This window comes from Caballeronia hypogeia, assembly GCF_001544875.2.
Lineage (GTDB): Bacteria > Pseudomonadota > Gammaproteobacteria > Burkholderiales > Burkholderiaceae > Caballeronia > Caballeronia hypogeia.
Window position 1 is genome coordinate 647164 of sequence record NZ_FCOA02000001.1, and the last position, 26350, is coordinate 673513.

Here is a 26350-nt window from a genome sequence, read left to right on the forward strand (position 1 = left end):
AGAAAACGAGGACACTAAACGATGGCAAAAATCTTCTGCGTCGCAAATCAGAAGGGCGGCGTTGGAAAGACCACGACAGCGGTCAATCTCGCGGCGAGCCTCTCGGGGCTCGGTCAGCGAGTATTGCTGATCGACCTTGACCCGCAGGGCAACGCCACGATGGGCAGCGGCATCGACAAGGCTGCCTGCGAGAACACGGTCTACGAAGTGCTGGTCGATGGCGTCACGCTGAGCGAGGCGCGCACGCGTCCCGAGGCAGTCGGCTATGACGTGCTGCCGGCGAATCGCGAGCTTGCGGGCGCGGAAGTCGAGCTGGTGGACATGGAGAATCGCGAGCGCATTCTTCGCGGCGCCATCGAAGAAGTAGTCGATGACTATGACTTCGTGCTTATCGATTGCCCCCCAGCGCTTTCCCTGCTGACGTTGAACGCGCTGTGCGCGGCGCATGGCGTCGTGATTCCGATGCAGTGCGAATACTTCGCGCTCGAAGGTCTGTCGGATCTCGTGAACACCATCAAGCAGGTTCACGCGAACCTCAACCGCGATCTGAAGGTCATCGGATTGTTGCGCGTGATGTTCGACCCGCGCATCACGCTGCAGCAACAAGTGTCGGATCAGTTGAAGGAACACTTCGGCAGCAAGCTGTTCGACGTGGTGATCCCGCGCAACGTGCGCCTTGCCGAGGCGCCGAGTTACGGGCTGCCGGGCGTCGTGTTCGACAAGTCGTCGCGCGGCGCGCAAGCCTATATCCAGTTCGGCACGGAAATGATCGAGCGCGTGCGTGCGCTCGACGTGAACTGACAAACCCCATTCGATGCGGCAGAGAACGCCGACGGAGGAACCGAAATGAGCGCTGTAATGAAGAAAAAGGGTTTGGGCCGAGGCCTGGATGCATTGCTCGGCGGCAGCGTCGACATTACGGAGGCCGTGCGCGGCGAGGGCACGCCCTCGGTGCTGCCGCTCGACAAGCTGCAGGCCGGCAAGTACCAGCCGCGCACGCGCATGGACGAGGGCGCGCTCCAGGAGCTCGCGGCGAGCATCCGCGCGCAAGGTCTGATGCAGCCCATTCTCGTGCGCTCGGTCGGCGACGACCACTACGAAATCATCGCGGGCGAGCGGCGTTTCCGCGCGGCGCGTCTGGCCGGACTCGATGAAGTGCCGGTTCTCGTAAAAAACGTGCCAGATCAGGCCGCCGCGGCGATGGCGCTGATCGAGAACATCCAGCGCGAAGATCTGAATCCGCTGGAAGAAGCGCAGGGCATCCAGCGTCTGCTCGACGAATTCCGCTTCACGCACGAACAGGCGGCCGAGTCGGTCGGACGTTCGCGTAGCGCGGTGTCGAACCTGCTGCGTCTCCTGAATCTCGCCACGCCCGTGCAAACGATGCTGCTCGCCGGCGACCTCGATATGGGCCATGCGCGCGCACTGCTCGCTGTCGATGCCGCAACGCAGATTCAGCTGGCCAATCACGTGGTCAATCGCCGTTTGTCCGTGCGTGAAACCGAACGGCTTGTCGCCGCGACGACCCGTGAGGTGCCCGAGAAAAAAGCGCGTGTGGCGAACGACGGCGGCCGCGATACGCGTCGTCTGGAAGAAGAACTGTCGGACCTGTTGTCTGCGAATGTGAAAATCAAACTCGGCGGAAGAGGGCGCGGCAAGGTCACGATCGACTTCGGCAATCTCGACTCGCTAGAAGGCATTCTGACGAAGCTGCGTGGCAGCATCGAAGACGCGTCGAGCACGGCCGCCTGACCGCGCGCTCTTGTCGGAATTTAACATCAAGCGCACGCGGCCCGATCTCATCGCCCGTGTCTGGAGAACCGTCTGCAAGGAGCCGGTTCTGTCGATCCTCGTCGTCGCGCTGATCGCATTGCAGATCGCGCATCCACGGCCGTGGAAGTCCTTGCCCGGACTCGTGGACTGGCAGACGGTGCTCACGCTGGCCGGCTTGCTGATCCTGACCAAAGCCATCGAATTGTCAGGATTCCTAATGTGGGCCGCGCATCGGCTCGTGCATCACATTCATGGCGAGCGCACGCTCGCGCTTTTGCTCGTCGCGCTGGCGGCGGGTCTGTCGACGGTGCTCACCAATGATGTCGCGCTGTTCGCGGTCGTGCCGCTGACGTTATCGCTGCACAAACTCGCGCCGCTGCCGATCAAGCGCCTCGTCATCGTCATCGCGCTGTCGGTCAATGCAGGTTCGATTCTCACGCCGCTCGGCAATCCCCAAAACCTGTTCCTCTGGCAGACGAGCGGCGTCGGCTTTCCTGGCTTCGTGTGGGCGTTGCTGCCCCTGTGCGCCGCGCTGATGGCGCTGCTCGGCGTCGTGACCTTCGCGATGTTCCGCGCCGCGCCGCTCGACCTTTCGAGCGATGTCGAAGAGCATCGCGTCGATCGTGTGCTGTGCGGCGTGAGCGTGCTCGCGTTCGCGGGCTTCGTCGCCGCCGCCGACGCGCATCATGCCGGCCCGGCCCTCGCCGTGCTCGCGGTTCTCTTCCTTCTATGGCGGCGCGAGGTCGTCTTCAAGATCGACTGGCTGCTGCTACTCATCTTCGTGATGATGTTCATCGTACTGCGCCACGCGGCCGCGTTGCCTTCGATCCACGATGGCATCGCGCATCTGGGCATCGGCACGCCGGTGCGCGCCTACGCGGCCGGCGCGGTGCTGTCGCAGGCCATTAGCAATGTGCCCGCGGCGATCGTTCTCGCGGAGTTTTCCAAGGACTGGCGCGCGCTCGCCTTCGGCGTGAGCGTGGGCGGCTTCGGCGTGGCGATCGGGTCGCTCGCCAATCTCATCGCTGTAAGGTTGTCGGGCGAGAAGGGCATGTGGGTGCCGTTTCACATGGTGTCGATCCCGTTCTGGATCGTGGCGGCGCTCATCGGTTGGGCGCTCGTCTGACACTCACCGAAGGCTCCGGCCGCAGGTGAAAATCTCCTTGCAATTGCAAGAAAAATCTCGCTTTTGAGACCGTTTTTTAAGGTTCGTCCGGTTGGCTTTTGACACACCTAAACTATTGAATCCGTGACAACAATCGCTTACAATCGCCCGGATTTATCAGCTAGGCCACCTCGAAAGCGCAGCGAAAGCGCAAGGTGATTTCCCCGGGACTTTTGGTTGAAGGTTTGAAGACGGTGCGAGAGCAAAATCGAGCGCCGGAGAGCGATCGGAACACGCAGTCGAACGCTCACAGAACCGGCGACGCGAATCCCTCCGGAAATCAGCCGCGCAGCTCGTCTGCCGACTCGTGGGATGCCGAGGCGCAAGATAACAATATCGTTCCGCTCACGCGGGATCAGGCACAGAAGCTGTTTGGGCCCGAGGTGAGTCGTCCATCGCGTGTCACGCCGTTCAAGGTCGTGGCAGCGCAAATGGTTTTGTCCCTGGGTGCGACGCTGTTGTGGTGGCTGTTCTACAAGCCGCCGGGCGATGCTGCGCTGTCCGCATTCCTGGGTGGAGCAATCTGCTGGGTGCCGGCTGCATTGTTCGCCACGCGGCTGAAGGCGAAGAGCGGCGCGGAGACGATCATGAGTTGGATGATCGGCGAGGCGCTCAAGATGGGAGCGACGATCGCCATGTTCGTGGCGGTCGCGTACTGGTACAAGAGCGCGTTGTGGTTGCCGCTGCTCGTCACGTACATCGTCGCTTTGAAGACTTACTGGGTGGCAATGGCGCTGCGGTGACGAATCTTGACGTCCCAGGTAAGTGCCTGCAGCGCGAGTTGTAAGTAGCATCACGTATAGATAAGTGCGGACCGCGTTCCGCACTCGGGCCTCTCGATCTGGAGCCGCGACGCGAAGCGGCGGCTCGGAAACGACAGGTGGCGAAAGATTTTTGACAATTTGGGTGGCTTTAACGATATGGCAGCTAGCGAAGGAACGCACGCTCTGGATCCGTCCGAGTACATTGCGCACCACTTGCAGAATCTTTCCACGCACGCACAGACGTCGATCTTCGACATTCACGTCTGGAATCTCGACACGCTGTTCTGGTCGATCGTATGCGGCGTCGTGACCATCGTCATTCTGGGCCTTGCGGCGCGCAAGGCGACGTCCGGCGTGCCGGGCCGTTTCCAGTGTGCCGTCGAGATGCTGGTGGAAATGGTCGAAGACCAGTCGAAGTCGATGATCCACGGCAGCCGCCGCTTCATCGCTCCGCTCGCGCTGACCGTGTTCGTCTGGGTCGCCCTGATGAACTCGCTCGACTTCATCCCCGTGGATCTGCCGCCGCGCATCATCGGCTGGCTCGGTCTCGAACACGTCCTGCCCCACCATCGCATCGTGCCGACGGCTGACCTGAACGGCACGCTCGGCATCGCGCTCGGCGTGTTCGTGTTGATGATTTACTACAACTTCAAGATCAAGGGCGCCGGCGGCTTCGTGCACGAACTGCTGTCCGCTCCGTTCGGCGCGCATCCGCTGCTGTGGATCCCCAACCTCGCGCTGAACATCATCGAGTTCGTCGCCAAGACGGTTTCGCTCGGCATGCGGCTTTTCGGCAACATGTACGCCGGCGAACTGCTGTTCCTCCTGATCGCCCTTCTGGGCAGCATGTGGACGTTCGGTGCGGACGCTTCTGTGCTCGGTTTCATCGGCCACGTGGTCGCGGGCACGGTTTGGGCGATCTTCCACATTCTGATCGTGCTGTTGCAGGCGTTCATTTTCATGATGCTGACGCTGGTGTACATCGGCCAGGCGCATGACTCGCACTAACGCTGCTGCCACGTTCCGGAATCGTTCAGGTTCAAGGTTTTAAGTTTCAATTTTTATAAATCCAGTTCCAAAGTCTTTAATCAAAGGAGTGATCATGCAAGCTTTCATCGCCAACATCCAGGGTCTGACCGCCATCGGTATCGGCATCATCATCGGCCTGGGTGCAATCGGCGCCTGTATCGGTATCGGTCTGATGGGCGGCAAGTACATTGAAGCATGCGCCCGCCAGCCGGAACTGATGAACCCGCTGCAGACCAAGATGTTCCTGCTGGCTGGTCTGATCGACGCGGCGTTCCTGATCGGCGTTGGTGTGGCAATGCTGTTTGCGTTCGCGAACCCGCTGCTCTCGAAGCTCGCAGGCTGAGGTTCCTCGGAAGTATGCGTCTGATCTTTTTGACAGGACGCTGAACGGAACGGGTGAGGCGCTGATCGAGCTCAACAAGCCGATGAGCGCCTTTTAACCGTTTCACCTCCGATCAAGCAACGTTTAAGGAAACACCGTGAATCTCAACGCAACCCTGTTTGCGCAAATGGTCGTGTTTCTGATCCTCGCGTGGTTCACGATGAAGTTCGTGTGGCCGCCGTTGATCAACGCCCTCGACGAGCGCTCGAAGAAGATTGCCGACGGCCTCGCCGCCGCCGACAAGGGCAAAGCGGAACTCGAAGCTGCGCACAAGCGCGTCGACCAGGAACTCGCCCAGGCACGCAACGACGGCCAGCAACGTATCGCTGACGCCGAAAAGCGCGCTGCCTCAGTCGCAGAAGAAATCAAGGCCAACGCTCAAGCCGAAGCCGCGCGCATCGTCGCGCAAGCCAAGGCGGACGCCGACCAGCAAATCGTGAAAGCCCGCGAAGCACTGCGCGGCGAAGTCGCGGCGCTGGCCGTCAAGGGCGCCGAGCAAATTCTGAAGCGCGAAGTCGATCAGAAGGCTCACGCCGATCTGCTGAATCAACTCAAAACCGAGCTCTGATCATGGCCGAACTTGCAACCATCGCTCGTCCTTACGCAGAAGCGCTGTTCCGCGTGGCCGAAAGCGGCGATCTCGCGGGCTGGTCAACCTTCGTCGGAGAGCTGGCTCAGGTTGCGCGTCTGCCCGAAGTGGAATCGGTCGCCTCGAGCCCGAAGGTGAGCCGTCAGCAAGTCGTCGACCTCCTGCTCGCCGCAGTGAAGTCGCCGCTGGCTACTGGCAATGCTCAGGCGAAGAACTTCGTCGGCATGCTGGTCGAGAATCATCGTCTGGCCTTGCTGCCGGAAATCGCCGTCCAGTTCGACGAACTGAAGAACGCCCGTGAAGGTGCGGCCGACGCGCTCATCGTGAGCGCGTTCCCCCTCGAAGGCGCACAGTTGAACGACCTGGTCGCCAGCCTCGAACGCAAGTTCCAGCGCAAGCTGAAACCCGTCGTCACAGTCGATCCGTCGCTGATCGGCGGCGTTCGCGTGACGGTTGGCGACGAAGTGCTCGATACCTCGGTCCGCGCGCGCCTCGCCAGCATGCAGACGGCTCTGACCGCCTGACGCTTCCAGGAAGCGCCTTAGCTGGCACGCAACAGAATTGACTATCAGGAGCGAATAATGCAACTCAATCCCTCTGAGATCAGCGAGCTGATCAAGAGCCGGATCCAGGGCCTTGAAGCGAGCGCGGACGTTCGCAACCAGGGCACCGTGATCTCCGTGACCGACGGTATCGTGCGTATCCACGGCCTGTCGGACGTGATGCAGGGCGAAATGCTCGAGTTTCCGGGCAACACCTTCGGCCTCGCGCTGAACCTCGAACGTGACTCGGTCGGCGCCGTTATTCTCGGTGAGTACGAGCACATCTCGGAAGGCGACATCGTCAAGACGACGGGGCGCATTCTCGAAGTGCCGGTCGGCCCGGAACTCATTGGCCGTGTGGTCGATGCGCTCGGCAACCCGATCGACGGCAAGGGCCCGATCAACGCGAAGGCAACGGACGCAATCGAAAAGATCGCTCCGGGCGTGATCTGGCGTAAGTCGGTGTCGCAGCCGGTGCAAACGGGCCTGAAGTCGATCGACTCGATGGTGCCGATCGGCCGTGGCCAGCGCGAGCTGATCATCGGCGACCGTCAGTGCGGCAAGACCGCGGTGGCCGTCGACGCGATTATCAACCAGAAGGGCAAGGACCTCATCTGTATCTACGTCGCGATCGGCCAGAAGGCTTCGTCGATCATGAACGTGGTGCGCAAGCTCGAAGAAACCGGCGCGATGGCTTACACCATCGTCGTGGCGGCTTCGGCTTCGGAATCGGCCGCGATGCAATACCTCGCGCCGTACGCCGGCTGCACGATGGGCGAATACTTCCGCGATCGCGGTCAAGATGCGCTGATCGTCTATGACGACTTGACCAAGCAAGCGTGGGCATACCGTCAGATCTCGCTGCTGCTGCGCCGCCCGCCGGGCCGCGAAGCGTATCCGGGTGACGTGTTCTATCTGCACTCGCGTCTGCTCGAGCGTGCGGCTCGCGTCTCGGAAGAGTACGTCGAGAAGTTCACCAACGGCGAAGTGAAAGGCAAGAGCGGCTCGCTGACGGCACTGCCGGTCATCGAAACGCAAGCCGGCGACGTGACGGCGTTCGTTCCGACGAACGTGATCTCGATTACCGACGGCCAGATCTTCCTGGAAACCGACCTGTTCAACGCGGGTATCCGTCCGGCAATCAACGCCGGTGTGTCCGTGTCGCGCGTCGGTGGTGCTGCTCAGACCAAGGTCGTGAAGAAGCTGTCGGGCGGTATCCGTACCGACCTGGCGCAGTATCGCGAGCTGGCTGCGTTCGCGCAGTTCGCATCCGACCTCGACGAAGCCACCCGCAAGCAGCTCGAGCGCGGCCGCCGCGTGACGGAACTGCTGAAGCAGCCGCAGTATCAGCCGCTGCAGGTGTGGGAGCTGTCGGTGTCGCTCTTCGCAGCGAACAACGGCTACCTCGACGACCTGGAAGTTTCGCAAGTGCTGCCGTTCGAAAAGGGCATGCGCGAATTCCTGAAGGCGAAGCACGCCGACCTGGTGAAGCGCATCGAAGACAATAAAGACTTGTCGAAGGACGACGAAGGCGCATTGCATGCCGCGCTGAAGGACTTCAAGAAGTCGGGCGCTTATTGATCGGGACTCAGAGGCAACGCGCGGCGCTTGAACGCCGCGCGGCTTCGATCAAGGAGTAAGCAATGGCTGGAATGAAGGAAATTCGCGGCAAGATCAAGAGCGTGCAGAACACGCGCAAGATCACGAAAGCGATGGAAATGGTCGCCGCATCGAAGATGCGCCGCGCCCAGGAGCGCATGCGTTCCGCCCGTCCGTATGCCGACAAGGTCCGCGCAATCGCGTCCCACATGAGCAAGGCGAATCCGGAGTATCGCCATCCGTTCATGCTGGAGAACCAGGGCGCGAAGACGGCTGGCCTGATCCTCGTCACGACTGACAAGGGTCTGTGCGGCGGCATGAACACGAACATCCTGCGTGCGTCGCTGAGCAAGATCAAGGAACTCGATCAGAGCGGTGTGAAGATCGAGGCTTCGGCGATCGGCAGCAAGGGACTCGGGTTCCTGAATCGCCTGAAGGCAAACGTCGTGTCGCAAGTCACGCAGCTGGGCGACACGCCGCATCTGGAAAAGCTGATCGGCGCGATCAAGGTGCAGCTCGACTTGTATTCGGAAGGCAAGATCAACGCGGTGTACCTGGCGTACACGCGCTTCATCAACACGATGAAGCAGGAAGCGGTGATCGAGCAGCTGCTGCCGTTGTCGGCGGAAGACCTGCACGCGAAGGACGAAGACGGCGAGACGCCGAAGACCTCGTGGGATTACATCTACGAGCCGGACGCGCAAACCGTGGTGGACGAGCTTCTGGTCCGCTACGTCGAGGCGCTCGTCTATCAGGCGGTCGCGGAAAACATGGCGTCGGAGCAATCCGCGCGCATGGTCGCGATGAAGGCCGCGTCCGACAACGCGAAGACCGTGATCAACGAACTGCAGCTCGTCTACAACAAGAGCCGCCAGGCCGCGATTACGAAAGAATTGTCGGAAATCGTCGGCGGCGCCGCAGCGGTCTGATGGCCGCGTGAAAGAACACAGTATCTAAAGGAAATGCGATGAGTACTACTGCTTTGGTAGAAGGCAAGATCGTACAGTGCATCGGCGCCGTTATCGACGTGGAATTTCCGCGTGCGCAAATGCCGAAGATTTACGACGCGCTCATTCTGGAAGGCACGGAATTGACGCTTGAAGTCCAGCAGCAGCTGGGCGACGGCGTGGTCCGCACCATCTGTCTGGGTGCATCCGACGGCCTGCGCCGCGGCACGATGGTCAAGAACACCGGCAAGCCGATCAGCGTGCCGGTCGGCAAGCCGACGCTCGGCCGCATCATGGACGTGCTCGGCCGTCCGATCGACGAAGCCGGTCCGATCGAATCGGAAACGATGCGCTCGATTCACCAGAACGCGCCTGCGTTCGACGAGCTGTCGCCGTCGACCGAACTGCTCGAAACGGGCATCAAGGTTATCGACCTGATCTGCCCGTTCGCGAAGGGCGGTAAGGTTGGTCTGTTCGGCGGTGCAGGCGTGGGCAAGACCGTGAACATGATGGAACTCATCAACAACATCGCGAAGGAACACGGCGGTTATTCCGTGTTCGCCGGTGTGGGTGAGCGTACCCGTGAAGGGAACGACTTCTATCACGAAATGAAGGACTCGAACGTTCTGGACAAGGTCGCGCTGGTGTACGGCCAGATGAACGAGCCGCCGGGCAACCGTCTGCGCGTCGCGCTGACCGGTCTGACGATGGCCGAGCACTTCCGTGACGAAGGTCTGGACGTGCTGTTCTTCGTGGACAACATCTACCGTTTCACGCTGGCGGGTACGGAAGTGTCCGCACTGCTCGGCCGTATGCCTTCGGCAGTGGGTTATCAGCCGACGCTGGCTGAAGAAATGGGTAAGCTGCAAGAGCGCATTACGTCGACGAAGACCGGCTCGATCACGTCGGTTCAGGCCGTGTACGTCCCTGCGGATGACTTGACCGACCCGTCGCCGGCTACGACCTTCGGCCACCTTGACGCAACCGTCGTGTTGTCGCGTGACATTGCATCGCTGGGTATCTATCCGGCAGTGGACCCGCTCGATTCGACCTCGCGTCAGATCGACCCGCACGTGATCGGCGAAGAGCACTACTCGATCACGCGTGGCGTGCAGCAGACGCTGCAGCGCTACAAGGAATTGCGCGACATTATCGCGATTCTGGGCATGGACGAACTGTCGCCGGAAGACAAGCTGTCGGTGTCGCGCGCTCGTAAGATCCAGCGTTTCCTGTCGCAGCCGTTCCACGTCGCTGAAGTGTTCACGGGTTCGCCGGGCAAGTACGTGCCGCTGAAGGAAACCATCCGCGGCTTCAAGATGATCGTCGAAGGTGAGTGCGATCATCTGCCGGAGCAGGCGTTCTACATGGTCGGCACGATCGACGAAGCCTTCGAAAAGGCCAAGAAGATCCAGTAAAGGTCGGGTGTATCGATGCGGGCGTCAGTCAAAAGCTGGCGTCCACCCATACACTGCCCTCAGGAGTCGACATAAATGGCAACCATCAAGGTAGACGTCGTCAGCGCGGAAGAGCAGATCTTCTCGGGCCAGGCGAAGTTCGTCGCGCTGCCGGGCGAAGCTGGTGAGCTGGGCATTCTGCCTGGCCACACGCCGCTCATCACGCGCATTCGTCCGGGCGCGGTGCGCATCGAGGCGGAAGACGGTTCGGAAGAGTTCGTGTTCGTTGCAGGCGGGATTCTCGAAATCCAGCCGGGCATCGTGACCGTGCTCGCCGATACCGCCATTCGCGGCGCCGATCTCGACGAAGCGAAGGCCGAGCAAGCGAAGAAGCGCGCCGAGGAAGCGATTCAGGACAACAAGTCCGAACTCGAATACGCGACCGCGCAAGCAGAGCTCGCCTACGCTACCGCTCAGCTCGCAGCGATTCAACGTCTGCGCAAGGCTCACGCGAAGCATTGAGCGTGTGACGTCCGCGCGGCGTTCAGCAGGTCAAAGAAAGCAGCCTTCGGGCTGCTTTTTTTATGCCCCAAATCGGCAAATCGCGCATGCATATCTGCATATCGGTTATGTGACGCTTTGGTCGTCGTCATCTAACTCGATGATTCAATGATGTTTTCCGCGACTGCACCGAAAGACCATTGCGGGGAAACACTCAATGTCGGCGCGCGTCTCCGCGATGCACAATGGCCTCCATTTAGCCTTCATCGGGCGATGAATCACCTTGGCGGAGACCATCGATGGCAACTGAACCGACGCAGGCCGGCGCGCAGATCGAACCGCGCGACGGCGTTTCCTATGTTCGCGGCGCAAGCGACATCGCGTTGAGCGACGCGACCGTTTCGCGCTTTCTTCTCCAGACGGCGGATCGATTTCCCGATCGCCCGGCGGTCGTGTTTCGCGAGCAGAACGTTCGCTGGACCTGGCGCCAGTTTGCGAACGAAGTCGATGTACTGGCGAGCGGGCTGCTCGCGCTCGGAATCCGGGCGGGCGATCGCGTCGGCATCTGGTCGCCGAACCGCGTCGAATGGCTGCTCACGCAATTCGCGACGGCGCGCATGGGAGCCGTGCTGGTGAACATCAATCCGGCGTATCGCCTGGCCGAACTCGAGTACGCGCTGAACAAGGTCGGCTGCAAGGCGATCGTCGCGGCGGAGCACTTCAAGACCTCGAAGTATCTGGAGATGTTGCAGGCGCTCGCGCCCGAACTCTCTACTGCGGAGCCGAACTTGCTCCACGCTGCGAAAATGCCCGAACTGCGCGCCGTGATCCGCATGGGCGAGGGCAAGACGCCGGGCATGCTGAATTTCGACGATGTCATGCGCACCGGCCGCGAACAGGTCGATGGCGCCAAGCTCGACGCACTCGAAGCGAAATTCGACGCGAACGATCCGATCAATATCCAGTTCACGAGCGGCACGACCGGCAATCCGAAGGGCGCGACGCTCACGCACCGGAACATCGTCAACAACGCGCGTTACATCGCCATGGCGATGCGGCTGACCGAGCAGGATTCGCTATGCATTCCGGTGCCGCTCTATCACTGCTTCGGCATGGTGCTGGCGGTGCTCGCGTGCGTGTCGACCGGCTGCACGATGGTTTTTCCGGGTGAGGCGTTCGACCCGGGCGCGACGCTTGCCGCCGTCCACGAGGAACAATGCACGGCGCTTCACGGCGTGCCGACCATGTTCATCGCCGAACTCGATCACCCGGATTTCGCCAAGTACGACCTGAGCCGCTTGCGCACGGGCATCATGGCCGGCTCGCCGTGCCCGATCGAAACGATGAAGCGCGTCGTTTCGAAGATGCACCTGTCCGAGATCACGATTGCATATGGCATGACGGAGACGAGCCCGGTGTCGTTTCAGAGTTCGACCACCGACCCGCTCGACAAGCGCACGACTACCGTCGGGCGCATTCAGCCGCATCTCGAAGTTAAGATCGTCGGTCCGTCTGGAAATATCGTGCCAGTAGGCGAGACAGGCGAGCTCTGCACGCGCGGTTATTCCGTGATGAAAGGCTATTGGGACGACGAGGCGAAGACCAACGAAGCAATCGTCGACGGCTGGATGCACACCGGCGATCTCGCGACGATCGATGCGGAAGGCTATTGCAATATCGTCGGGCGGTTGAAGGACATGCTGATTCGCGGCGGGGAAAACATTTATCCGCGCGAGATCGAAGAGTTTCTATTCCGTCATCCGAAGGTGCAGTCGGTGCAGATATTCGGTGTTCCGGATCAGAAATACGGAGAGGAAGTCTGCGCCTGGATCGTGCTGCGCCCGGGCGAGGGCGCCAGCGAGGAGGACATTCGCGAGTTTTGCCAAGGGCAAATCGCGCATTACAAGATTCCGCGATACATCCGATTCGTCGACGAGCTGCCGATGACAGTGACTGGCAAGGCCCAGAAGTTCGTCATGCGGGCCCGCATGATTGACGAACTGAAACTCGCCGAAGCGAAAACTGCCTGATTCCGGCGAGGGACTCGCAAAAAGCAAAGGGAGCGCTTCGGCGCTCCCTTTTTTGTCATGCGATGAAATGTTCGCACCCTGAAACTTGCATGGAGCGCAAACGTTTGTCGAGACGAAAAAAAAGCGGGCCTGGAGCCCGCTAAAAACCACACGCTACGGGGTTAGCGCGAGGAGACCAAACGTGGGATGTTTCGAATGTCTTGCATTCGAAGAACGATCCCAACAAGGATGCCCCAAATTTTGAGAGCTTCGATCAGAGTCGACCACCGGACACGCGGCATTCGCACGACGCACCCGAATACATCCGTGTTGAAACCGTTTGAACAGATTGTGGGCGAATTGAATCCGGGTCGCCGTAACAAAGTGTTTCAGGTTGTAACCCTCGCCGCGTAAGGCTTAGAGGAAATATTCTCGCGCGGTTGGTCAGATTTTCGCGAATATATTGTCTGTTATGAGGCTGATTTACCCGTTCGGCCCGCAGCGAAGGTTAAATGCCGATTTTCGGACTAGTGCGATTATTCTAATCTTCCGGAAAAATCGAACGGGCAGACGCATGAAATCGATATGCAAATGTCGTCTCATACCGATCCTTGTCATCACCTTAGAACGCTTTGGAGACATGTATGACCATCGACGCCGCCTTGCTTCGCTACTATCGCGCGATTGCGGAGGCTTTTCCACTTCTGGCGCCTCACGCCGCCGCCGCCGCGGTACGCGCCCGGTTCAGCGACGTCGCCAAAACCTACGCACGCGACCGCGGCGACGCAGTCATGAGCGAAGAGATGGAGATTCCGCTACCTGGCCGCACGCTGGCTGCGCGCCTCTATAAGCCGAGCGCGGGACATGGCGCACTGCCGTTGCTCGTCTATTTCCATGGCGGCGGATGGGTAGTCGGCGACCTCGACACACACGACGGCCTCGTCGAGCGCCTTGCCCACGATTCGCACTGCGCAGTGGTGAGCGTCGATTACCGGCTCGCTCCCGAGCACCCGTTTCCCGCGCCATGCGACGACGCGCTCGACGCGCTGATCTGGCTCGCGGAGCACCGCACCCGGCTCGGCTTCGCGGCGGATCGGCTGGCCGTCGGCGGCGACAGCGCGGGCGCTCACCTGGCGGTGGTGGCGGCGCGCGCCGCAAACGAGCGCGTGGCGGGTCTCGTCGGCTTGCAGGTGCTGCTCTATCCGGTCATGCGCCGCCAGTTCGAGAGTCCGAGCTGCATTGCCAACGCGAACGGTCCCGGCCTGACCAACGACGAGATGAAGTGGTACTGGACCCAGTTCCTTTCCGGCGAGACGCCGCACGACCACGACGTCCGCGCATTCCCGCTCTCAGAGCCGTTCGAGCGCACGCCGGCGCCCGCGCTCGTCGTGGCGGCAGCCTACGATCCGCTCTACGACGACGCCATTGAACTCAAGCGCTTTCTGGAAGCGAACGGCGGCCGCGTCGAAATGATCGACGCGCACGACATGACGCACGGCTTCGCGCGCATGCATTCACAATCCGAAGCGGCGCACGGCTGGCTGCGCAGGATCGGCGAGCGCACCCGCGAACTGGTGCGCGCCGCGCGCTAGCGTTATTTTAGCCACTTGTCGTACACGGCCTGGAACTCGCCCGACGAACGGGCGAGATGCAGCCACTGATCGACATACTGCTGGAACGGCACGTCGCCGCGCGGCAGCAGATACGCCTTCTCGCCGAACTGGAATGGCTTGTCCGGATGCACCGAGCACAGGCCGGGGTTGAGCTTCTGCTGCAGTAAGGTCTCGGATGCATCCGTGACCATCACGTCGGCCTTGCCTTCGAGAATTTGCTTGAAGATGGTCACGTTGTCCGGATACTCGATCAGCTGCGAATGCGGAAAGAACTGCTTCGCGAAGCGTTCGTTCGTGCCACCCGGATTGACGATGGTGCGCACGCCCGGCTGATCGATCTGCGCCACGGTCTGATATTTCTCCACATCCTCGCAGCGAACGATGGGCGTCTTGCCATCTTCCATGTAGGGCGCCGTGAAGAACGCGCGCTTTTGCCGCTCCAGCGTGGTCGAGACGCCACCCACGGCGATATCGCACTTCGCGATGAAGTCGTTCATCAGGTTCGACCACGACGTCTTCACGAACTCCGCCTGAGCGCCGAGCGACTTCGCGAGGCTGTTCGCGAGATCGATGTCGATGCCCTCGAACTGCCCGTCCGGCTTCAGGAACGAGTACGGCTTGTAGTCGCCCGTGGTGCAGACTCGCAGCGTGTGGCGCGCGAGCACATCGTCGAGCCGCGTGGGCGTGACAACCGGCGCCGGTGCGGCGGGCTGCGCGCCCGAGACAGTGCCGGCCTGGATCGTTTGAGACTGCGCGACTCCGGCAACGGCGAGTGAGATCGCGATGGCGGAAGCGGTCGAGGCGAGACGGACAGACGTGCGGTTCATCGATTTTCCTGGTTGTTTTGTGTGCGCCCGTGAATGATAGCGAGCCGACGGCGCCCCCGAACATTCGGCCAAACGTCATAAGCCGCATCCCATGTGACTTCCTGAATTGCCGTCCTCAGCCGGCGTAAACACGAGGCTGGTCCGGTAGAATGAACGATTCTTTGCCTTCAGCATCGAGCGACGTGGCACACACTCTTCTGAACGACACCTTCCTGCGCGCGCTCCTGCGCCAGCCGACCGACTACACGCCCATCTGGCTGATGCGCCAGGCAGGCCGGTATCTGCCCGAATACAACGCAACGCGCACGCGTGCGGGCAGCTTTCTCGGACTGGCAAAGAATCCGGATTACGCCACTGAGGTGACGCTTCAGCCGCTCGAACGTTTCCCGCTCGACGCCGCAATTCTCTTCTCCGATATCCTCACCGTGCCCGACGCCATGGGCCTCGGTCTGAATTTCGTGCAAGGCGAAGGCCCGCGCTTCGAGCGCACCGTGCGCACCGAGGACGACGTGAAGCGCCTCGCGGTGCCCGACATCGGCGCGACGCTGTCCTACGTCACCGACGCCGTGCGCCAGATCCGTCGCGCGCTCACCGACGCGCAAGGGCGCCAGCGCGTGCCGCTGATCGGCTTTTCCGGCAGTCCGTGGACGCTTGCGTGCTACATGGTGGAAGGCGGCGGCTCGGACGATCACCGCACGGTCAAGTCGATGGCGTATGCGCGGCCCGATCTGATGCATCGCATCCTCGAGGTCAATGCACAAGCCGTCACGGCTTACCTGAACGCGCAGATCGAAGCCGGTGCGCAAGCCGTGATGATTTTCGACACCTGGGGCGGTGCGCTTGCGGACGGCGCGTATCAGCGCTTCTCGCTCGAATACATCGCGAAGGTGGTCGCGGGCCTGAAGCGCGAGCATGAGGGCGAACGCGTGCCGGTTATCACGTTCACGAAGGGCGGCGGTCTGTGGCTCGAACAGATCGCCGCGACGGGCGTGGACGCCGTCGGCCTCGACTGGACCATGAACCTTGGTATCGCGCGGGAGAAAGTCGGATCGCGTGTGGCGCTGCAAGGGAACATCGATCCGAGCGTGCTGTTCGCGCCGCCCGCGACGATTCGCACGGAAGCGCGCGCCGTCCTCGACAGCTTCGGGAATTTTCCGGGCCATGTCTTCAATCTGGGCCACGGCATATCGCAATTCACGCCGCCCGAGCACGTCGCCGAGCTCGTGGACGAGGTTCATCGTCACAGCCGTGCTATCCGTGCCGGACAGCCCGTGCGCTGAGTGCGTCCGAAAGTGGCGCTTTCGGACGCCTGCCGCATTGCAGCATCGATGCACCGGCATGGGTTGTCAGTCGCTGCACCATTTCGTCCGGATCGCCCGCCTCAGGCCGCGTCCCGCGATGTCAAGAGTGACTTATACACAGTTCATTCGCTGCGGCGCGCCATCAGACGTATGGCTGCGGGCAACCAATAACGTCTCTCTATATGCGTCGCAAATCCATGTTTTTAAATGATTTTCGGCAGCCTTGCCCGAAATGTGGGCCAGCGCACATAAGGGGCTCGTGGCATTGTTTGCGGCGATCTCGAACGCACTTCTCAACAAAGTTATCCACAGGCCTGTGGAAAGCATCGGAAATCTAAAAATAATCTGCGGCTTACCGGCGATTCTGATGTTTCACTTTAACTTCGCCCGCGTCAGGCTCGCACTTCCGTCGTACGACTGTCCACGGGGTCATGCACCATGACAGACGTCTTCGTGCGAGTTGCCGTGGATCAGCCGATGCACGTGTTGTTCGATTACCGCTATGCGCTTTCCGACGCACCCGCTGTCGGCCTGCTGGTGCAGGTGCCGTTCGGGCGGCGCGAGGTAGTCGGCCTGATCTGCGAGATCGCCGCGACGACCGAAGTGCCCGCCGACAAGCTGCGCAGCGTCACCGCCGTGTGCAGCGAATGCGCGCCGCTTTCCGAAGCGTGGCTCGCGCTTGCGGGATTCGGGGCGGATTACTACCAGCGCGGTTTGGGCGAAGTCGCGTTGCCGGCGCTGCCGCAGGCGTTGCGCGACGCCTCGCGCTGGAGTCGTCTGTTCGCGGTCGAGCCGCATTACCGGCTTGTGCCGGAAGGCCGCGCGCAGCTTCCGGACGCGCTGCCCGCGCGTGCGAGCGCCTTGCGTCGCCTCGCCGAAGCGCTTGCCGAACGGCCGACGCTCGGCCTGTCCGACGCCCGCGCGCTGCATCCCAAAGCCAGCGCGACTTTCGACGACTGGCTCGCGCGCGGCTGGATCGAACCCGCGACGCTCGAGGCGCCGGATATGCCGGAGTCAGATGCACCGTCGATCGCCGCTCCGCTGCCCGTGCTGACGGACGAACAACGCGACGCCGTAGAGGCCATCGCGAATGCGCGCGGCTTCGCGCCGTTCCTGCTGCATGGCGTGACCGGCAGTGGAAAGACCGAGGTCTATCTGCACGCGCTCGCGGTGCTGCTGGCCGCCCGTCCCGACGCGCAGGCGCTCGTCCTCGTGCCCGAAATCAACCTGACGCCCCAGTTCGAAGCCGCGTTCCGCGCGCGTTTCGCGGCGCTCGCGCACGGTTCGATCGTCACGATGCACAGCGGTCTTGCGGAAGGCGAGCGCGCGCGCAACTGGCTCGCGGCGCATACGGCCGGCGCGCGCATTGTGCTCGGCACGCGCCTCGCGATTCTCGCGTCGATGCCGAAGCTCGCGATGATCGTCGTCGACGAGGAGCACGATCCTGCCTACAAGCAGCAGGAAGGCCTGCGCTATTCCGCGCGCGATCTCGCCGTCTGGCGCGCGAAGCAGCTCGATATTCCGGTCGTGCTGGGATCGGCGACGCCGTCGCTCGAAACCTGGCACCAGGCGGAGCAGGGCCGCTACACCCGGCTCACGCTCACGCGCCGTGCGGTGGCCGATGCGGCGCTGCCGACCGTGCGGCTCATCGACCTGGAAGAGGAAAGACAGCGCGGGCGCGCATCGGTGGAAGGGCTGGCCGGACCGCTGATCGCCGCGTTGAAGGCGCGTCTGGAGCGCGGCGAACAGAGTCTCGTGTTCCTGAACCGGCGCGGCTACGCGCCGATTCTTTCGTGCGACGCCTGCGGCTGGGTCGCGGGCTGCCCGCGTTGCAGCGCCTACGCCGTGCTGCACAAGCCGGAGCGCGCGCTGCGTTGTCACCATTGCGGATGGGAATCGCGCATTCCGAAGTCGTGCCCGGACTGCGGCAATATCGATATCGCGCCGATGGGCCGTGGCACGCAACGGGTCGAGGAAACGCTCGCGGCCGTGGTGCCGGGCGCACGCGTGCTGCGCATTGACGCCGACAGCACGCGCCGCAAGGGCAGCGCGCAGGCGCTGTTTTCAGACGTGCACGCCGGCGAGGTCGACATTCTGGTCGGCACGCAAATGATCGCGAAAGGCCACGACTTTCGGCGCGTGACCCTCGTCGGCGTGCTGAATGCCGACACCGCGCTCTTCTCCCACGACTTTCGCGCGAGCGAACGGCTTTTCGCGCAACTCACGCAGGTGAGCGGCCGTGCGGGCCGCGCCGGTTTGCCCGGCGAGGTGATGATCCAGACGCGTTATCCACGTCACGCGCTATATCAGGCTTTGACGCGGCAAGACTACGTGGGATTTGCCAATTCGACGCTCGCCGAGCGGGGCGACGCGCGCCTGCCACCCTTCGTCTATCAGGCGATGCTGCGCGCCGAAGGCCGCACGCTGGAAGCGGCGCTGGCGTTTCTGGAGCAAGCGGCGGCGGGGTTCGCGCCTTTGCCGGGTGCGGATCGCGTGACCGTCTATGACGCGGTGCCGCTCACCATCGTGAAAGTGTTCAATGTGCATCGGGCGCAACTGCTGCTCGAAAGCGCGTCGCGTGCGGCGCTCCAGGCGTCGCTGCGCGCGTGGCAACCGGTGCTGCGCTCGCTCAAGGGCGTGCTGCGCTGGAACGTCGAAGTCGATCCGCTGGACGTGTGACTTGGTTGTGATGCCGGCCGCGCCCCCCGACGCAACCGGCCTCCTCATTCATGCCGATCAGACTTTCGCGCGGGAAACGCTCGCGCGCTCCGAGCCGCGCTCGTCGCGGGCTTCGTCGGAACCGTGCACGCGCGGCGACGCGCCTCGCACGAACAATACGATGCAGACTGCGAACATCGCCCAAACGCTGGCTACCATCATCCAAGTGCTCATGCTCGTTATTCTCCCGATGCGCGGTGGTCTGGCCGCGAATGCCGCGCCGGCGGCGCGCACTGGGGTTATATCGGCTGCATCGGGGGAGTTACTTAGGGCGTATCCCAAAAAAATTTCGGTTAGGGAAACTACTAGGCCGAAAACGCCACGCGCCGTCCGGCGGCGCACCGCGCAAAGCCTTGTCGCATAAGGGTTTCATTGTGGTGCAACCTTAGCGAAAATCTCGGTTGCACCTTTTATATCAGCGGAGTACGATTCGCCAACTTTTCAGGTCTCTCGCCGGGTGGGCACGACCGGCATACGAAGGAAATATGGCGAGCACAACCTTAGGCGTCAAAGTCGACGATCTGCTGCGTTCCCGGCTGAAAGATGCCGCGACGCGCCTCGAGCGCACTCCCCACTGGCTGATCAAGCAGGCGATCTTCGCGTACCTGGAGCGCATCGAGCACGGCCAGTTGCCGCCCGAGCTGTCGGGTGCGAACGGCTCTTCCGAACTGGCCGAGTCGGCTTCGGCGGATAGCGACGAAGACGGCGCGCCACATCCTTTCCTCGATTTCGCGCAGAACGTGCAGCCGCAGTCCGTGCTGCGCGCGGCGATCACGGCCGCGTATCGACGGCCGGAGCCGGAGTGCGTGCCGTTTCTGATCGGACAGGCGCGTCTGCCGTCGAATGTTGCCGCGGAAACCGAAAAACTCGCGACCAAGCTCGTCGAGGCGCTGCGCGCGAAAAGCTCGGGTGGCGGCGTCGAGGGCCTGATCCACGAATTCTCGCTGTCGAGCCAGGAAGGCGTCGCGCTGATGTGCCTGGCCGAAGCGCTCCTGCGCATTCCCGACCGCGCGACACGCGACGCGCTGATCCGCGACAAGATCAGCAAGGGCGACTGGAAATCGCACATGGGCCAGGCGCCGTCGCTGTTCGTGAACGCGGCGACGTGGGGCCTCATGATCACCGGCAAGCTCGTGACGACCAACAGCGAAGCGGGGCTTTCGTCCGCGCTGACCCGTCTGATCGGTCGTGGCGGCGAGCCGCTGATCCGCAAGGGCGTCGATATGGCGATGCGCCTGATGGGCGAGCAGTTCGTCACCGGCGAAACCATTTCCGAAGCGCTCGCGAACAGTCGCAAGTACGAGGCCCGCGGTTTCCGCTACTCCTACGACATGCTCGGCGAAGCCGCGACGACCGAAGAGGACGCGCAGCGCTACTACGCGTCCTACGAGCAGGCGATCCACGCGATCGGCAAGGCGGCGGGCGGCCGTGGCATCTACGAAGGCCCGGGCATTTCAATCAAGCTCTCCGCGCTGCATCCGCGCTACTCGCGCGCGCAGCAGGAACGCACGATGAACGAGCTGCTGCCGCGCGTGCGCTCGCTCGCGCAACTGGCGCGCCGTTACGACATCGGCCTGAACATCGACGCTGAAGAAGCCGATCGTCTCGAACTGTCGCTCGATCTGCTCGAAGCGCTGTGCTTCGATCCGGAACTCGCGGGCTGGAACGGCATCGGCTTCGTGGTGCAGGGTTATCAGAAGCGCTGCCCGTTCGTGATCGACTATCTGATCGATCTCGCGCGCCGCAGCCGCCATCGTTTGATGATCCGTCTCGTGAAGGGCGCGTACTGGGATACTGAAATCAAGCGTGCGCAAGTCGATGGCCTCGAAGGCTATCCGGTCTACACGCGCAAGATCTATACGGACATCTCGTATCTCGCGTGCGCGAAGAAGCTGCTCGGCGCGCCGGACGCCGTGTATCCGCAATTCGCGACGCACAACGCGTTCACGCTCTCCGCGATCTATCACCTCGCGGGACAGAATTACTATCCCGGACAGTACGAGTTCCAGTGCCTGCACGGCATGGGCGAGCCGCTCTACGAAGAAGTGACCGGCCGCGACAAGCTGAACCGTCCGTGCCGCGTGTATGCGCCGGTCGGCACGCATGAAACGCTGCTCGCGTATCTCGTGCGCCGCCTGCTGGAGAACGGCGCGAACACGTCGTTCGTGAACCGTATTGCCGATGAATCGATTCCGGTGAAGGAACTGGTGCGCGATCCGATCGACGAAGCGCAAGCCATCACGCCGCTCGGTGCGCCGCACGCGAAGATTCCGCTGCCGCGTCAGCTCTACGGCAACGAGCGCTCCAACTCGATGGGCCTCGATCTTTCGAACGAGCATCGCCTGGCGTCGCTGTCGTCGGCGTTGCTGGCGAGTGGGAATCATCCGTGGCGCGCAGAGCCGATGCTCGAAGGCGGCACTATCATCGAGAACGGCATGAAGCCGCACGATGTGCGCAATCCGTCGGATCTGCGCGATATCGTCGGCACGGTCGTGGAAGCGTCGCCGGAACAGGTGAGCGCAGCGATCGCGAACGCGGTCGCCGCCGCGCCGATCTGGCAGGCCACGCCCGTCGAGGATCGCGCCGATTGCCTCGCGCGCGCCGCCGATCTGCTCGAAGCGCAAATGCACACTCTGATGGGCCTCGTGGTGCGCGAAGCCGGCAAGTCGCTGCCGAACGCGATCGCCGAGATTCGCGAGGCCATCGACTTCCTGCGTTACTACGCGTGGCAGATTCGCGCCGAGTTCTCGAACGATACGCATCGCCCGTTGGGTCCGGTCGTCTGCATCAGCCCGTGGAACTTCCCGCTGGCGATCTTCATGGGTCAGGTCGCCGCCGCGCTCGCGGCCGGCAATCCGGTGCTGGCTAAACCCGCCGAGCAAACGCCGCTGATCGCAGCGCAAGCCGTGCGCATTCTGCGCGAAGCCGGCGTGCCGGCGGGCGCGGTGCAACTGCTGCCGGGCGACGGCGAAACCGTGGGCGCGGCGCTCGTCGCCGATCCGCGCACGCGCGCCGTCATGTTCACCGGCTCGACGGAAGTCGCGCGCCTCATCAACAAGACGCTGTCCGAGCGCCTCGATCCGGACGGCCGCCCGATTCCGCTGATCGCCGAAACCGGCGGCCAGAACGCGATGATCGTCGATTCGTCGGCCCTCGCGGAACAGGTGGTCGCGGACGTGCTGCAGTCGTCGTTCGATTCAGCCGGCCAGCGCTGCTCGGCGCTGCGCGTGCTGTGCCTCCAGGACGACGTCGCCGATCGCACGCTCGAAATGCTGACCGGCGCGATGAACCAGCTCGCGATCGGCAATCCGGATCGGCTGTCGATCGACGTCGGTCCCGTGATCGACGCCGACGCGAAACGCGGTATCGACGGACACATCGCCGCGATGCGCGAGAAGGGCCGCAAGGTCGTGCAGTTGCCGATGCCCGACAACTGCGCGCAAGGCACCTTCGTGCCGCCGACGCTGATCGAACTCGACGGCATCGACGAGCTCAAGCGCGAAGTGTTCGGCCCGGTGCTCCATGTGGTGCGTTATCGCCGTTCGAACCTTGATAAACTCCTCGACCAAATTCGCTCGACCGGTTACGGGCTCACGCTCGGCATCCATACGCGTATCGACGAAACCATCGCGCATGTGATCTCGCGGGCACACGTGGGCAACATCTACGTGAACCGCAACGTGATCGGCGCGGTGGTCGGCGTGCAGCCGTTCGGCGGCGAAGGATTGTCAGGCACGGGTCCGAAGGCGGGCGGTGCGCTGTATCTGCAGCGTCTGCTGGCCAAGCGCCCGACTGGCTTGCCGAAGTCGCTCGCGAGCACGCTCGTCGTCGATCAGACGGCCGCGAAGGACACGCCCGCCGCCGCGCTCACGACCCTGCGCGACTGGGCGATCGGCGAACGCGATCCGCAGACCGCCGCGCGTTGCGACGGCTATCTGCAACACGTGATGGCGGGCGCGACGGCGGTGCTGTCGGGCCCGACCGGCGAGCGCAATACGTACACGCTCGGCGCGCGCGGCACGGTGCTGTGCGTGGCGGCGACCGAGAGCGGCGCGCGCGCGCAATTCGCCGCCGTGCTGGCGACGGGCAATCGCGCGTTGTTCAGCGGATCGGCGGGCGAGCAACTGGTGGCGTCGCTGCCGGCGTCGCTGAAGCCTTATGCATCGGTGAAAAAGGACGCCGCGGCCGATTTCGATGCCGTGCTGTTCGAAGGCGACAGCGACGAACTGCTGTCCCTCGTGAAGGAAGTCGCGAAGCGCCCGGGGCCGATCGTATCGGTGCAGGGCGTGGCGGCGGGAGCGTTCGCCAACGCAGGCCACGACGGCGAGGACTACGCGCTCGAACGCCTGCTGACGGAGCGCTCGGTGAGCGTGAACACGGCGGCGGCGGGCGGCAATGCGAATTTGATGACGATCGGTTGAGTTACCCCTCGAACGCTCGATTCAAACGAATTCAAACGAATTCAAACAATCGGCAGCAGGCACGGCGATCCCGGCACGGGCTGCCATCCACACTGGAACCAGGAGAAGCTATGAAGCACACGATGACCAAGCTGGCGGCAGCCATGACGCTCGCCGGCCTGTTCGCGGGGACCGCAGTTGCACAGCAGGCAGAAGACGTGAAGGTCGGCTATGCCGGACCGCTGACCGGTGCGCAGGCGCACTACGGCAAGGACATGCAGAACGGCATCACGCTCGCGGTTGAAGACTTCAACGCGACCAAGCCGGTGATCGGCGGCAAGCCGGTGCGCATCGTGCTGGAATCGGCGGACGATCAGGCCGACCCGCGCACGGGCACGACCGTGGCGCAGCGCCTCGTCGACGACGGCATCAAGGGCATGCTCGGCCACTTCAATTCGGGCACGACGATTCCGGCATCGCGCATCTACGCGAACGCGGGCATTCCCGAAATCGCGATGGCGACCGCGCCGGAATACACGACGCAAGGCTTCAAGACGGCCTTCCGCATGATGACCTCCGACACGCAGCAAGGCTCGGTCGCGGGCGAATTCGCGGTGAAGAACCTGAAGGTCAAGAAGATCGCGATCGTCGATGACCGCACGGCTTACGGCCAGGGTCTCGCCGACCAGTTCGAGAAGGCCGCGAAGGCGGCGGGCGGCACGATCGTCGATCGTGAATACACGAACGACAAGGCCGTCGACTTCAAGGCGATTCTGACCAAGATCAAGTCGATGAATCCGGACCTCGTGTACTACGGCGGCGCCGATTCGCAAGCCGGCCCGATGGTCAAGCAGATGAAGACGCTGGGCTTCCGCGCACCGCTGATGGCGGGCGAAATGGTGAAGACGGACACGTTCCTGAAGATCGCGGGCGACGCGGCTGATGGCACGGTGGCATCGCTCGCCGGTCTGCCGATGGACGAAATGCCGGGCGGCGCGGACTACTCGGCGAAGTACAAGAAGCGCTTCAACGAAGACGTGCAGACCTACTCGCCGTATGCGTACGACGGCGCGATGGCCATGTTCACCGCGATGAAGTCGGCCAACTCGACCGACCCGGCGAAGTATCTGCCGTTCCTCGCGAAGACCGACATGCAGGGCGTGACGGCGAAGCACCTGTCGTACGACTCGAAGGGCGATCTGAAGAACGGCGGCATCACGCTGTACAAGGTCGTCGGCGGGAAGTGGACGACGCTGCAGAGCGTGGGCGGGAAGTAAGTCTCACACGCCTGAAATGGAAAAAGCCGCTTCGATTCGAAGCGGCTTTTTTTTGAGCCCGACGCGAGAATCGCTCAGAAACGATAGCTGAGCGCGGCGAAACCGTTGAATTCCGTTTTCCGCAGGGTGATCGGGCTATTCGCGGCTGAGCCTTGCAGCCGTCCCGCCGTCACTTGAAGCGACCCTGTCCAGTGCTTCGAGAAATCGTAGCTCGCATAGGCGTTCAGATGAACGTCGCGCACGCCTGAACTGGTCTGATGAGCGGGCAGACCGGAGGCCGCGCTTTGCTGTGGCGACACCCCGAAGAGCGTGCGCATGTAGGTGGCGTTGGCCCATGTGACGCCAGGGCCAAAGGAGAAGATCCAGCCCTTCGGATAGGGAATATTGATTGCGAGATCGCCGCTCGCGAGCAGGCCCTGTCCGGTTCCCGCGATGTCCTGATAGAGCGCGGCGGACGCCGTGAACATCGACACGGAATAGTCCGCGAATATTTTGAGCTTCGGTCCCCAATGCACATTGCCGAGACCACGCAGGCGTGGGTCGTCGGCTTCGTTGCGCGACTGGAAGTCGAAACTGACCGCCGCGCCGACGTGATAATTCTCGTCACGCAATACGTTGACGCCGAGCACGTCGAGGCCTTGCGAGAAGAATCGGTCGTCGTAGGAGATGTCGAGCGCCGGAAGCGGGAGGACTTCCAGCTTGTTCGAGCCCGGATACTTGGGCGCGACCATCACGCCTGGTCCAATCGAAACTTTCCATTCGGACTGCGCTTCGGGCGCTTGCTCGTTGGCATGTGCAGTCGAACAGGCCAGCAACGCGAGCGATGCGAGCAGGCAGGGACCATTGCTGGCGATTTTCATGACACTTCACGCGAACTTTTGAAAGACGCGCGGATTCTAGCGACAGGCGTCGCTACCGGACTCCGGAATCGGACTAAAGCGGACGTGCGTCAGGTAAAAATTGATCTAGGGACAAAAGCGGTGTCCATCGTTCGGTTACGAGCCGTCCTTGTTTTTGTGTCCCGTCACCATCGCTCCAATGAGATTCTCCCGCGTCCATGCGCTCATCAGCACCGCCGCGCCGACGTGCACGCAGACGCAAAGCTCGAGCGCCACGGATAGCCATGTGTGAAGTTCCTGCGGCCAGTCCTCGCCCCAGAACGCGTCGAGCCGCATGATCCATCCGGACACGCCAAGGGCAAGAATCAGAGACCAGAGCAAGAGCGCCATCAAGCCGCCGAGCGGATTGTGGGAGACGTGATGCATGGGCTTGCCCTTCGCGAGCGAGCGAAGGTATTCGCCGAGATGCGACGGCGTCGGCCACCACGCGGAAAAGCGCGCGTGGCTCGAACCGACGAAACCCCAGATCAGGCGCGCGACAACCAGCCCCGCCGCGACATATCCGAGCAGCCGATGCGTGGAATCCGTCGGTCCGAACAGATTCCACAGCACGATGGCTGCGACGATCCAGTGCGTGAGCCGGACCCAGATGTCCCAGACCTTCACGCGCGGGGCGGACAT

General features: G+C 62.6%; 22 protein-coding genes. 18 read left to right on the forward strand and 4 right to left on the reverse strand.

Annotated features, from left to right (window positions below):
• The first annotated feature begins 21 nt into the window (after window positions 1-21).
• From AWB79_RS03000 to AWB79_RS03065, 14 genes are all read left to right on the forward strand, one after another.
• The gene (locus AWB79_RS03000; protein WP_061165840.1) at window positions 22-801 is read left to right on the forward strand and encodes a ParA family protein; all 780 of its coding nucleotides are present in this window, start codon (window positions 22-24) and stop codon (window positions 799-801) included.
• A 45-nt stretch (window positions 802-846) separates the two neighbouring features.
• Window positions 847-1752, forward strand: a complete 906-nt coding sequence (locus tag AWB79_RS03005; protein ID WP_061165841.1) for a ParB/RepB/Spo0J family partition protein — start codon at window positions 847-849, stop codon at window positions 1750-1752.
• Window positions 1753-1762: 10 nt separating this feature from the next.
• Window positions 1763-2899 carry an SLC13 family permease gene (locus AWB79_RS03010; RefSeq protein WP_061165842.1) on the forward strand — a complete coding sequence of 379 codons (1137 nt, stop codon included), beginning with the start codon at window positions 1763-1765 and terminating at the stop codon, window positions 2897-2899.
• A gap of 224 nt (window positions 2900-3123) precedes the next feature.
• Entirely contained in the window at window positions 3124-3681 is a 558-nt protein-coding gene (locus tag AWB79_RS03015) for an ATP synthase subunit I (protein ID WP_061165843.1), read from the forward strand.
• 177 nt (window positions 3682-3858) lie between these two features.
• Entirely contained in the window at window positions 3859-4710 is an 852-nt protein-coding gene (atpB, locus tag AWB79_RS03020; protein ID WP_061165844.1) for a F0F1 ATP synthase subunit A, read from the forward strand.
• A 94-nt stretch (window positions 4711-4804) separates the two neighbouring features.
• Window positions 4805-5074: a F0F1 ATP synthase subunit C gene (gene atpE, locus AWB79_RS03025; protein ID WP_007180033.1), complete on the forward strand. Its 270-nt coding sequence runs from the start codon at window positions 4805-4807 to the stop codon at window positions 5072-5074.
• 136 nt (window positions 5075-5210) lie between these two features.
• Window positions 5211-5681 (forward strand): F0F1 ATP synthase subunit B, encoded by a 471-nt coding sequence (locus AWB79_RS03030; RefSeq protein ID WP_061165845.1) that lies wholly within the window; start codon window positions 5211-5213, stop codon window positions 5679-5681.
• A 2-nt stretch (window positions 5682-5683) separates the two neighbouring features.
• Window positions 5684-6226 carry a F0F1 ATP synthase subunit delta gene (locus AWB79_RS03035; protein WP_061165846.1) on the forward strand — a complete coding sequence of 181 codons (543 nt, stop codon included), beginning with the start codon at window positions 5684-5686 and terminating at the stop codon, window positions 6224-6226.
• A 57-nt stretch (window positions 6227-6283) separates the two neighbouring features.
• Window positions 6284-7825 carry a F0F1 ATP synthase subunit alpha gene (gene atpA, locus AWB79_RS03040; RefSeq protein WP_061165847.1) on the forward strand — a complete coding sequence of 514 codons (1542 nt, stop codon included), beginning with the start codon at window positions 6284-6286 and terminating at the stop codon, window positions 7823-7825.
• A 62-nt stretch (window positions 7826-7887) separates the two neighbouring features.
• Complete coding sequence (atpG, locus tag AWB79_RS03045; protein ID WP_061165848.1) at window positions 7888-8772, forward strand: F0F1 ATP synthase subunit gamma; 885 nt, start codon at window positions 7888-7890, stop codon at window positions 8770-8772.
• Between the two features lie 38 nt (window positions 8773-8810).
• Complete coding sequence (gene atpD / locus AWB79_RS03050; protein ID WP_061165849.1) at window positions 8811-10205, forward strand: F0F1 ATP synthase subunit beta; 1395 nt, start codon at window positions 8811-8813, stop codon at window positions 10203-10205.
• 75 nt (window positions 10206-10280) lie between these two features.
• Window positions 10281-10706 carry a F0F1 ATP synthase subunit epsilon gene (locus AWB79_RS03055; protein WP_061165850.1) on the forward strand — a complete coding sequence of 142 codons (426 nt, stop codon included), beginning with the start codon at window positions 10281-10283 and terminating at the stop codon, window positions 10704-10706.
• A 278-nt stretch (window positions 10707-10984) separates the two neighbouring features.
• Window positions 10985-12715, forward strand: a complete 1731-nt coding sequence (locus AWB79_RS03060; RefSeq protein ID WP_061165851.1) for an AMP-binding protein — start codon at window positions 10985-10987, stop codon at window positions 12713-12715.
• Between the two features lie 623 nt (window positions 12716-13338).
• Window positions 13339-14286, forward strand: coding sequence for an alpha/beta hydrolase (locus tag AWB79_RS03065; protein ID WP_061165852.1), 948 nt, complete (start codon window positions 13339-13341; stop codon window positions 14284-14286).
• 2 nt (window positions 14287-14288) lie between these two features.
• Here the strand turns inward: AWB79_RS03065 and AWB79_RS03070 are convergent, their stop codons facing one another.
• Window positions 14289-15134: a transporter substrate-binding domain-containing protein gene (locus AWB79_RS03070; protein ID WP_061165853.1), complete on the reverse strand. Its 846-nt coding sequence runs from the start codon at window positions 15132-15134 to the stop codon at window positions 14289-14291.
• 182 nt (window positions 15135-15316) lie between these two features.
• On the opposite strand from AWB79_RS03070, the gene hemE reads away from it, so the two are divergent.
• Both hemE and AWB79_RS03080 read left to right on the forward strand, forming a co-directional pair.
• Complete coding sequence (hemE, locus tag AWB79_RS03075) at window positions 15317-16414, forward strand: uroporphyrinogen decarboxylase (RefSeq protein WP_061165854.1); 1098 nt, start codon at window positions 15317-15319, stop codon at window positions 16412-16414.
• A 459-nt stretch (window positions 16415-16873) separates the two neighbouring features.
• Window positions 16874-19114, forward strand: a complete 2241-nt coding sequence (locus AWB79_RS03080) for a primosomal protein N' (RefSeq protein ID WP_061165855.1) — start codon at window positions 16874-16876, stop codon at window positions 19112-19114.
• A gap of 57 nt (window positions 19115-19171) precedes the next feature.
• Here AWB79_RS03080 and AWB79_RS39300 read toward each other — a convergent pair whose 3' ends face one another.
• On the reverse strand, window positions 19172-19327 hold the full coding sequence (locus tag AWB79_RS39300; RefSeq protein WP_157695682.1) for a hypothetical protein: 156 nt from the start codon (window positions 19325-19327) through the stop codon (window positions 19172-19174).
• Between the two features lie 311 nt (window positions 19328-19638).
• On the opposite strand from AWB79_RS39300, the gene putA reads away from it, so the two are divergent.
• Together putA and AWB79_RS03090 are read left to right on the forward strand one after the other, a co-directional pair.
• Window positions 19639-23574, forward strand: a complete 3936-nt coding sequence (gene putA / locus AWB79_RS03085) for a trifunctional transcriptional regulator/proline dehydrogenase/L-glutamate gamma-semialdehyde dehydrogenase (RefSeq protein WP_061165856.1) — start codon at window positions 19639-19641, stop codon at window positions 23572-23574.
• 110 nt (window positions 23575-23684) lie between these two features.
• Window positions 23685-24830 carry a branched-chain amino acid ABC transporter substrate-binding protein gene (locus AWB79_RS03090; RefSeq protein ID WP_061165857.1) on the forward strand — a complete coding sequence of 382 codons (1146 nt, stop codon included), beginning with the start codon at window positions 23685-23687 and terminating at the stop codon, window positions 24828-24830.
• Between the two features lie 74 nt (window positions 24831-24904).
• Here the strand turns inward: AWB79_RS03090 and AWB79_RS03095 are convergent, their stop codons facing one another.
• Both AWB79_RS03095 and AWB79_RS03100 read right to left on the reverse strand, forming a co-directional pair.
• A complete protein-coding gene (locus AWB79_RS03095) occupies window positions 24905-25690 on the reverse strand; it encodes a MipA/OmpV family protein (protein ID WP_061165858.1) in 786 nt (261 codons plus the stop codon).
• Window positions 25691-25825: 135 nt separating this feature from the next.
• Complete coding sequence (locus AWB79_RS03100) at window positions 25826-26350, reverse strand: cytochrome b/b6 domain-containing protein (protein WP_061165859.1); 525 nt, start codon at window positions 26348-26350, stop codon at window positions 25826-25828.

What these genes read in the sequence shown, in the direction of transcription:
- atpD (WP_061165849.1), top strand. Translation starts at nt 8,811, where the DNA reads ATGAGTACTACTGCTTTGGTAGAAGGCAAGATCGTACAGTGCATCGGC.
- atpA (WP_061165847.1), top strand. Translation starts at nt 6,284, where the DNA reads ATGCAACTCAATCCCTCTGAGATCAGCGAGCTGATCAAGAGCCGGATC.
- AWB79_RS03100 (WP_061165859.1), bottom strand. Translation starts at nt 26,350, where the DNA reads ATGTCCGCCCCGCGCGTGAAGGTCTGGGACATCTGGGTCCGGCTCACG.
- AWB79_RS03000 (WP_061165840.1), top strand. Translation starts at nt 22, where the DNA reads ATGGCAAAAATCTTCTGCGTCGCAAATCAGAAGGGCGGCGTTGGAAAG.
- AWB79_RS39300 (WP_157695682.1), bottom strand. Translation starts at nt 19,327, where the DNA reads ATGAGCACTTGGATGATGGTAGCCAGCGTTTGGGCGATGTTCGCAGTC.
- AWB79_RS03095 (WP_061165858.1), bottom strand. Translation starts at nt 25,690, where the DNA reads ATGAAAATCGCCAGCAATGGTCCCTGCCTGCTCGCATCGCTCGCGTTG.
- AWB79_RS03035 (WP_061165846.1), top strand. Translation starts at nt 5,684, where the DNA reads ATGGCCGAACTTGCAACCATCGCTCGTCCTTACGCAGAAGCGCTGTTC.
- AWB79_RS03055 (WP_061165850.1), top strand. Translation starts at nt 10,281, where the DNA reads ATGGCAACCATCAAGGTAGACGTCGTCAGCGCGGAAGAGCAGATCTTC.
- AWB79_RS03090 (WP_061165857.1), top strand. Translation starts at nt 23,685, where the DNA reads ATGAAGCACACGATGACCAAGCTGGCGGCAGCCATGACGCTCGCCGGC.
- AWB79_RS03070 (WP_061165853.1), bottom strand. Translation starts at nt 15,134, where the DNA reads ATGAACCGCACGTCTGTCCGTCTCGCCTCGACCGCTTCCGCCATCGCG.
- AWB79_RS03065 (WP_061165852.1), top strand. Translation starts at nt 13,339, where the DNA reads ATGACCATCGACGCCGCCTTGCTTCGCTACTATCGCGCGATTGCGGAG.
- AWB79_RS03080 (WP_061165855.1), top strand. Translation starts at nt 16,874, where the DNA reads ATGACAGACGTCTTCGTGCGAGTTGCCGTGGATCAGCCGATGCACGTG.
- atpG (WP_061165848.1), top strand. Translation starts at nt 7,888, where the DNA reads ATGGCTGGAATGAAGGAAATTCGCGGCAAGATCAAGAGCGTGCAGAAC.
- atpB (WP_061165844.1), top strand. Translation starts at nt 3,859, where the DNA reads ATGGCAGCTAGCGAAGGAACGCACGCTCTGGATCCGTCCGAGTACATT.
- AWB79_RS03060 (WP_061165851.1), top strand. Translation starts at nt 10,985, where the DNA reads ATGGCAACTGAACCGACGCAGGCCGGCGCGCAGATCGAACCGCGCGAC.
- putA (WP_061165856.1), top strand. Translation starts at nt 19,639, where the DNA reads ATGGCGAGCACAACCTTAGGCGTCAAAGTCGACGATCTGCTGCGTTCC.
- atpE (WP_007180033.1), top strand. Translation starts at nt 4,805, where the DNA reads ATGCAAGCTTTCATCGCCAACATCCAGGGTCTGACCGCCATCGGTATC.
- AWB79_RS03005 (WP_061165841.1), top strand. Translation starts at nt 847, where the DNA reads ATGAGCGCTGTAATGAAGAAAAAGGGTTTGGGCCGAGGCCTGGATGCA.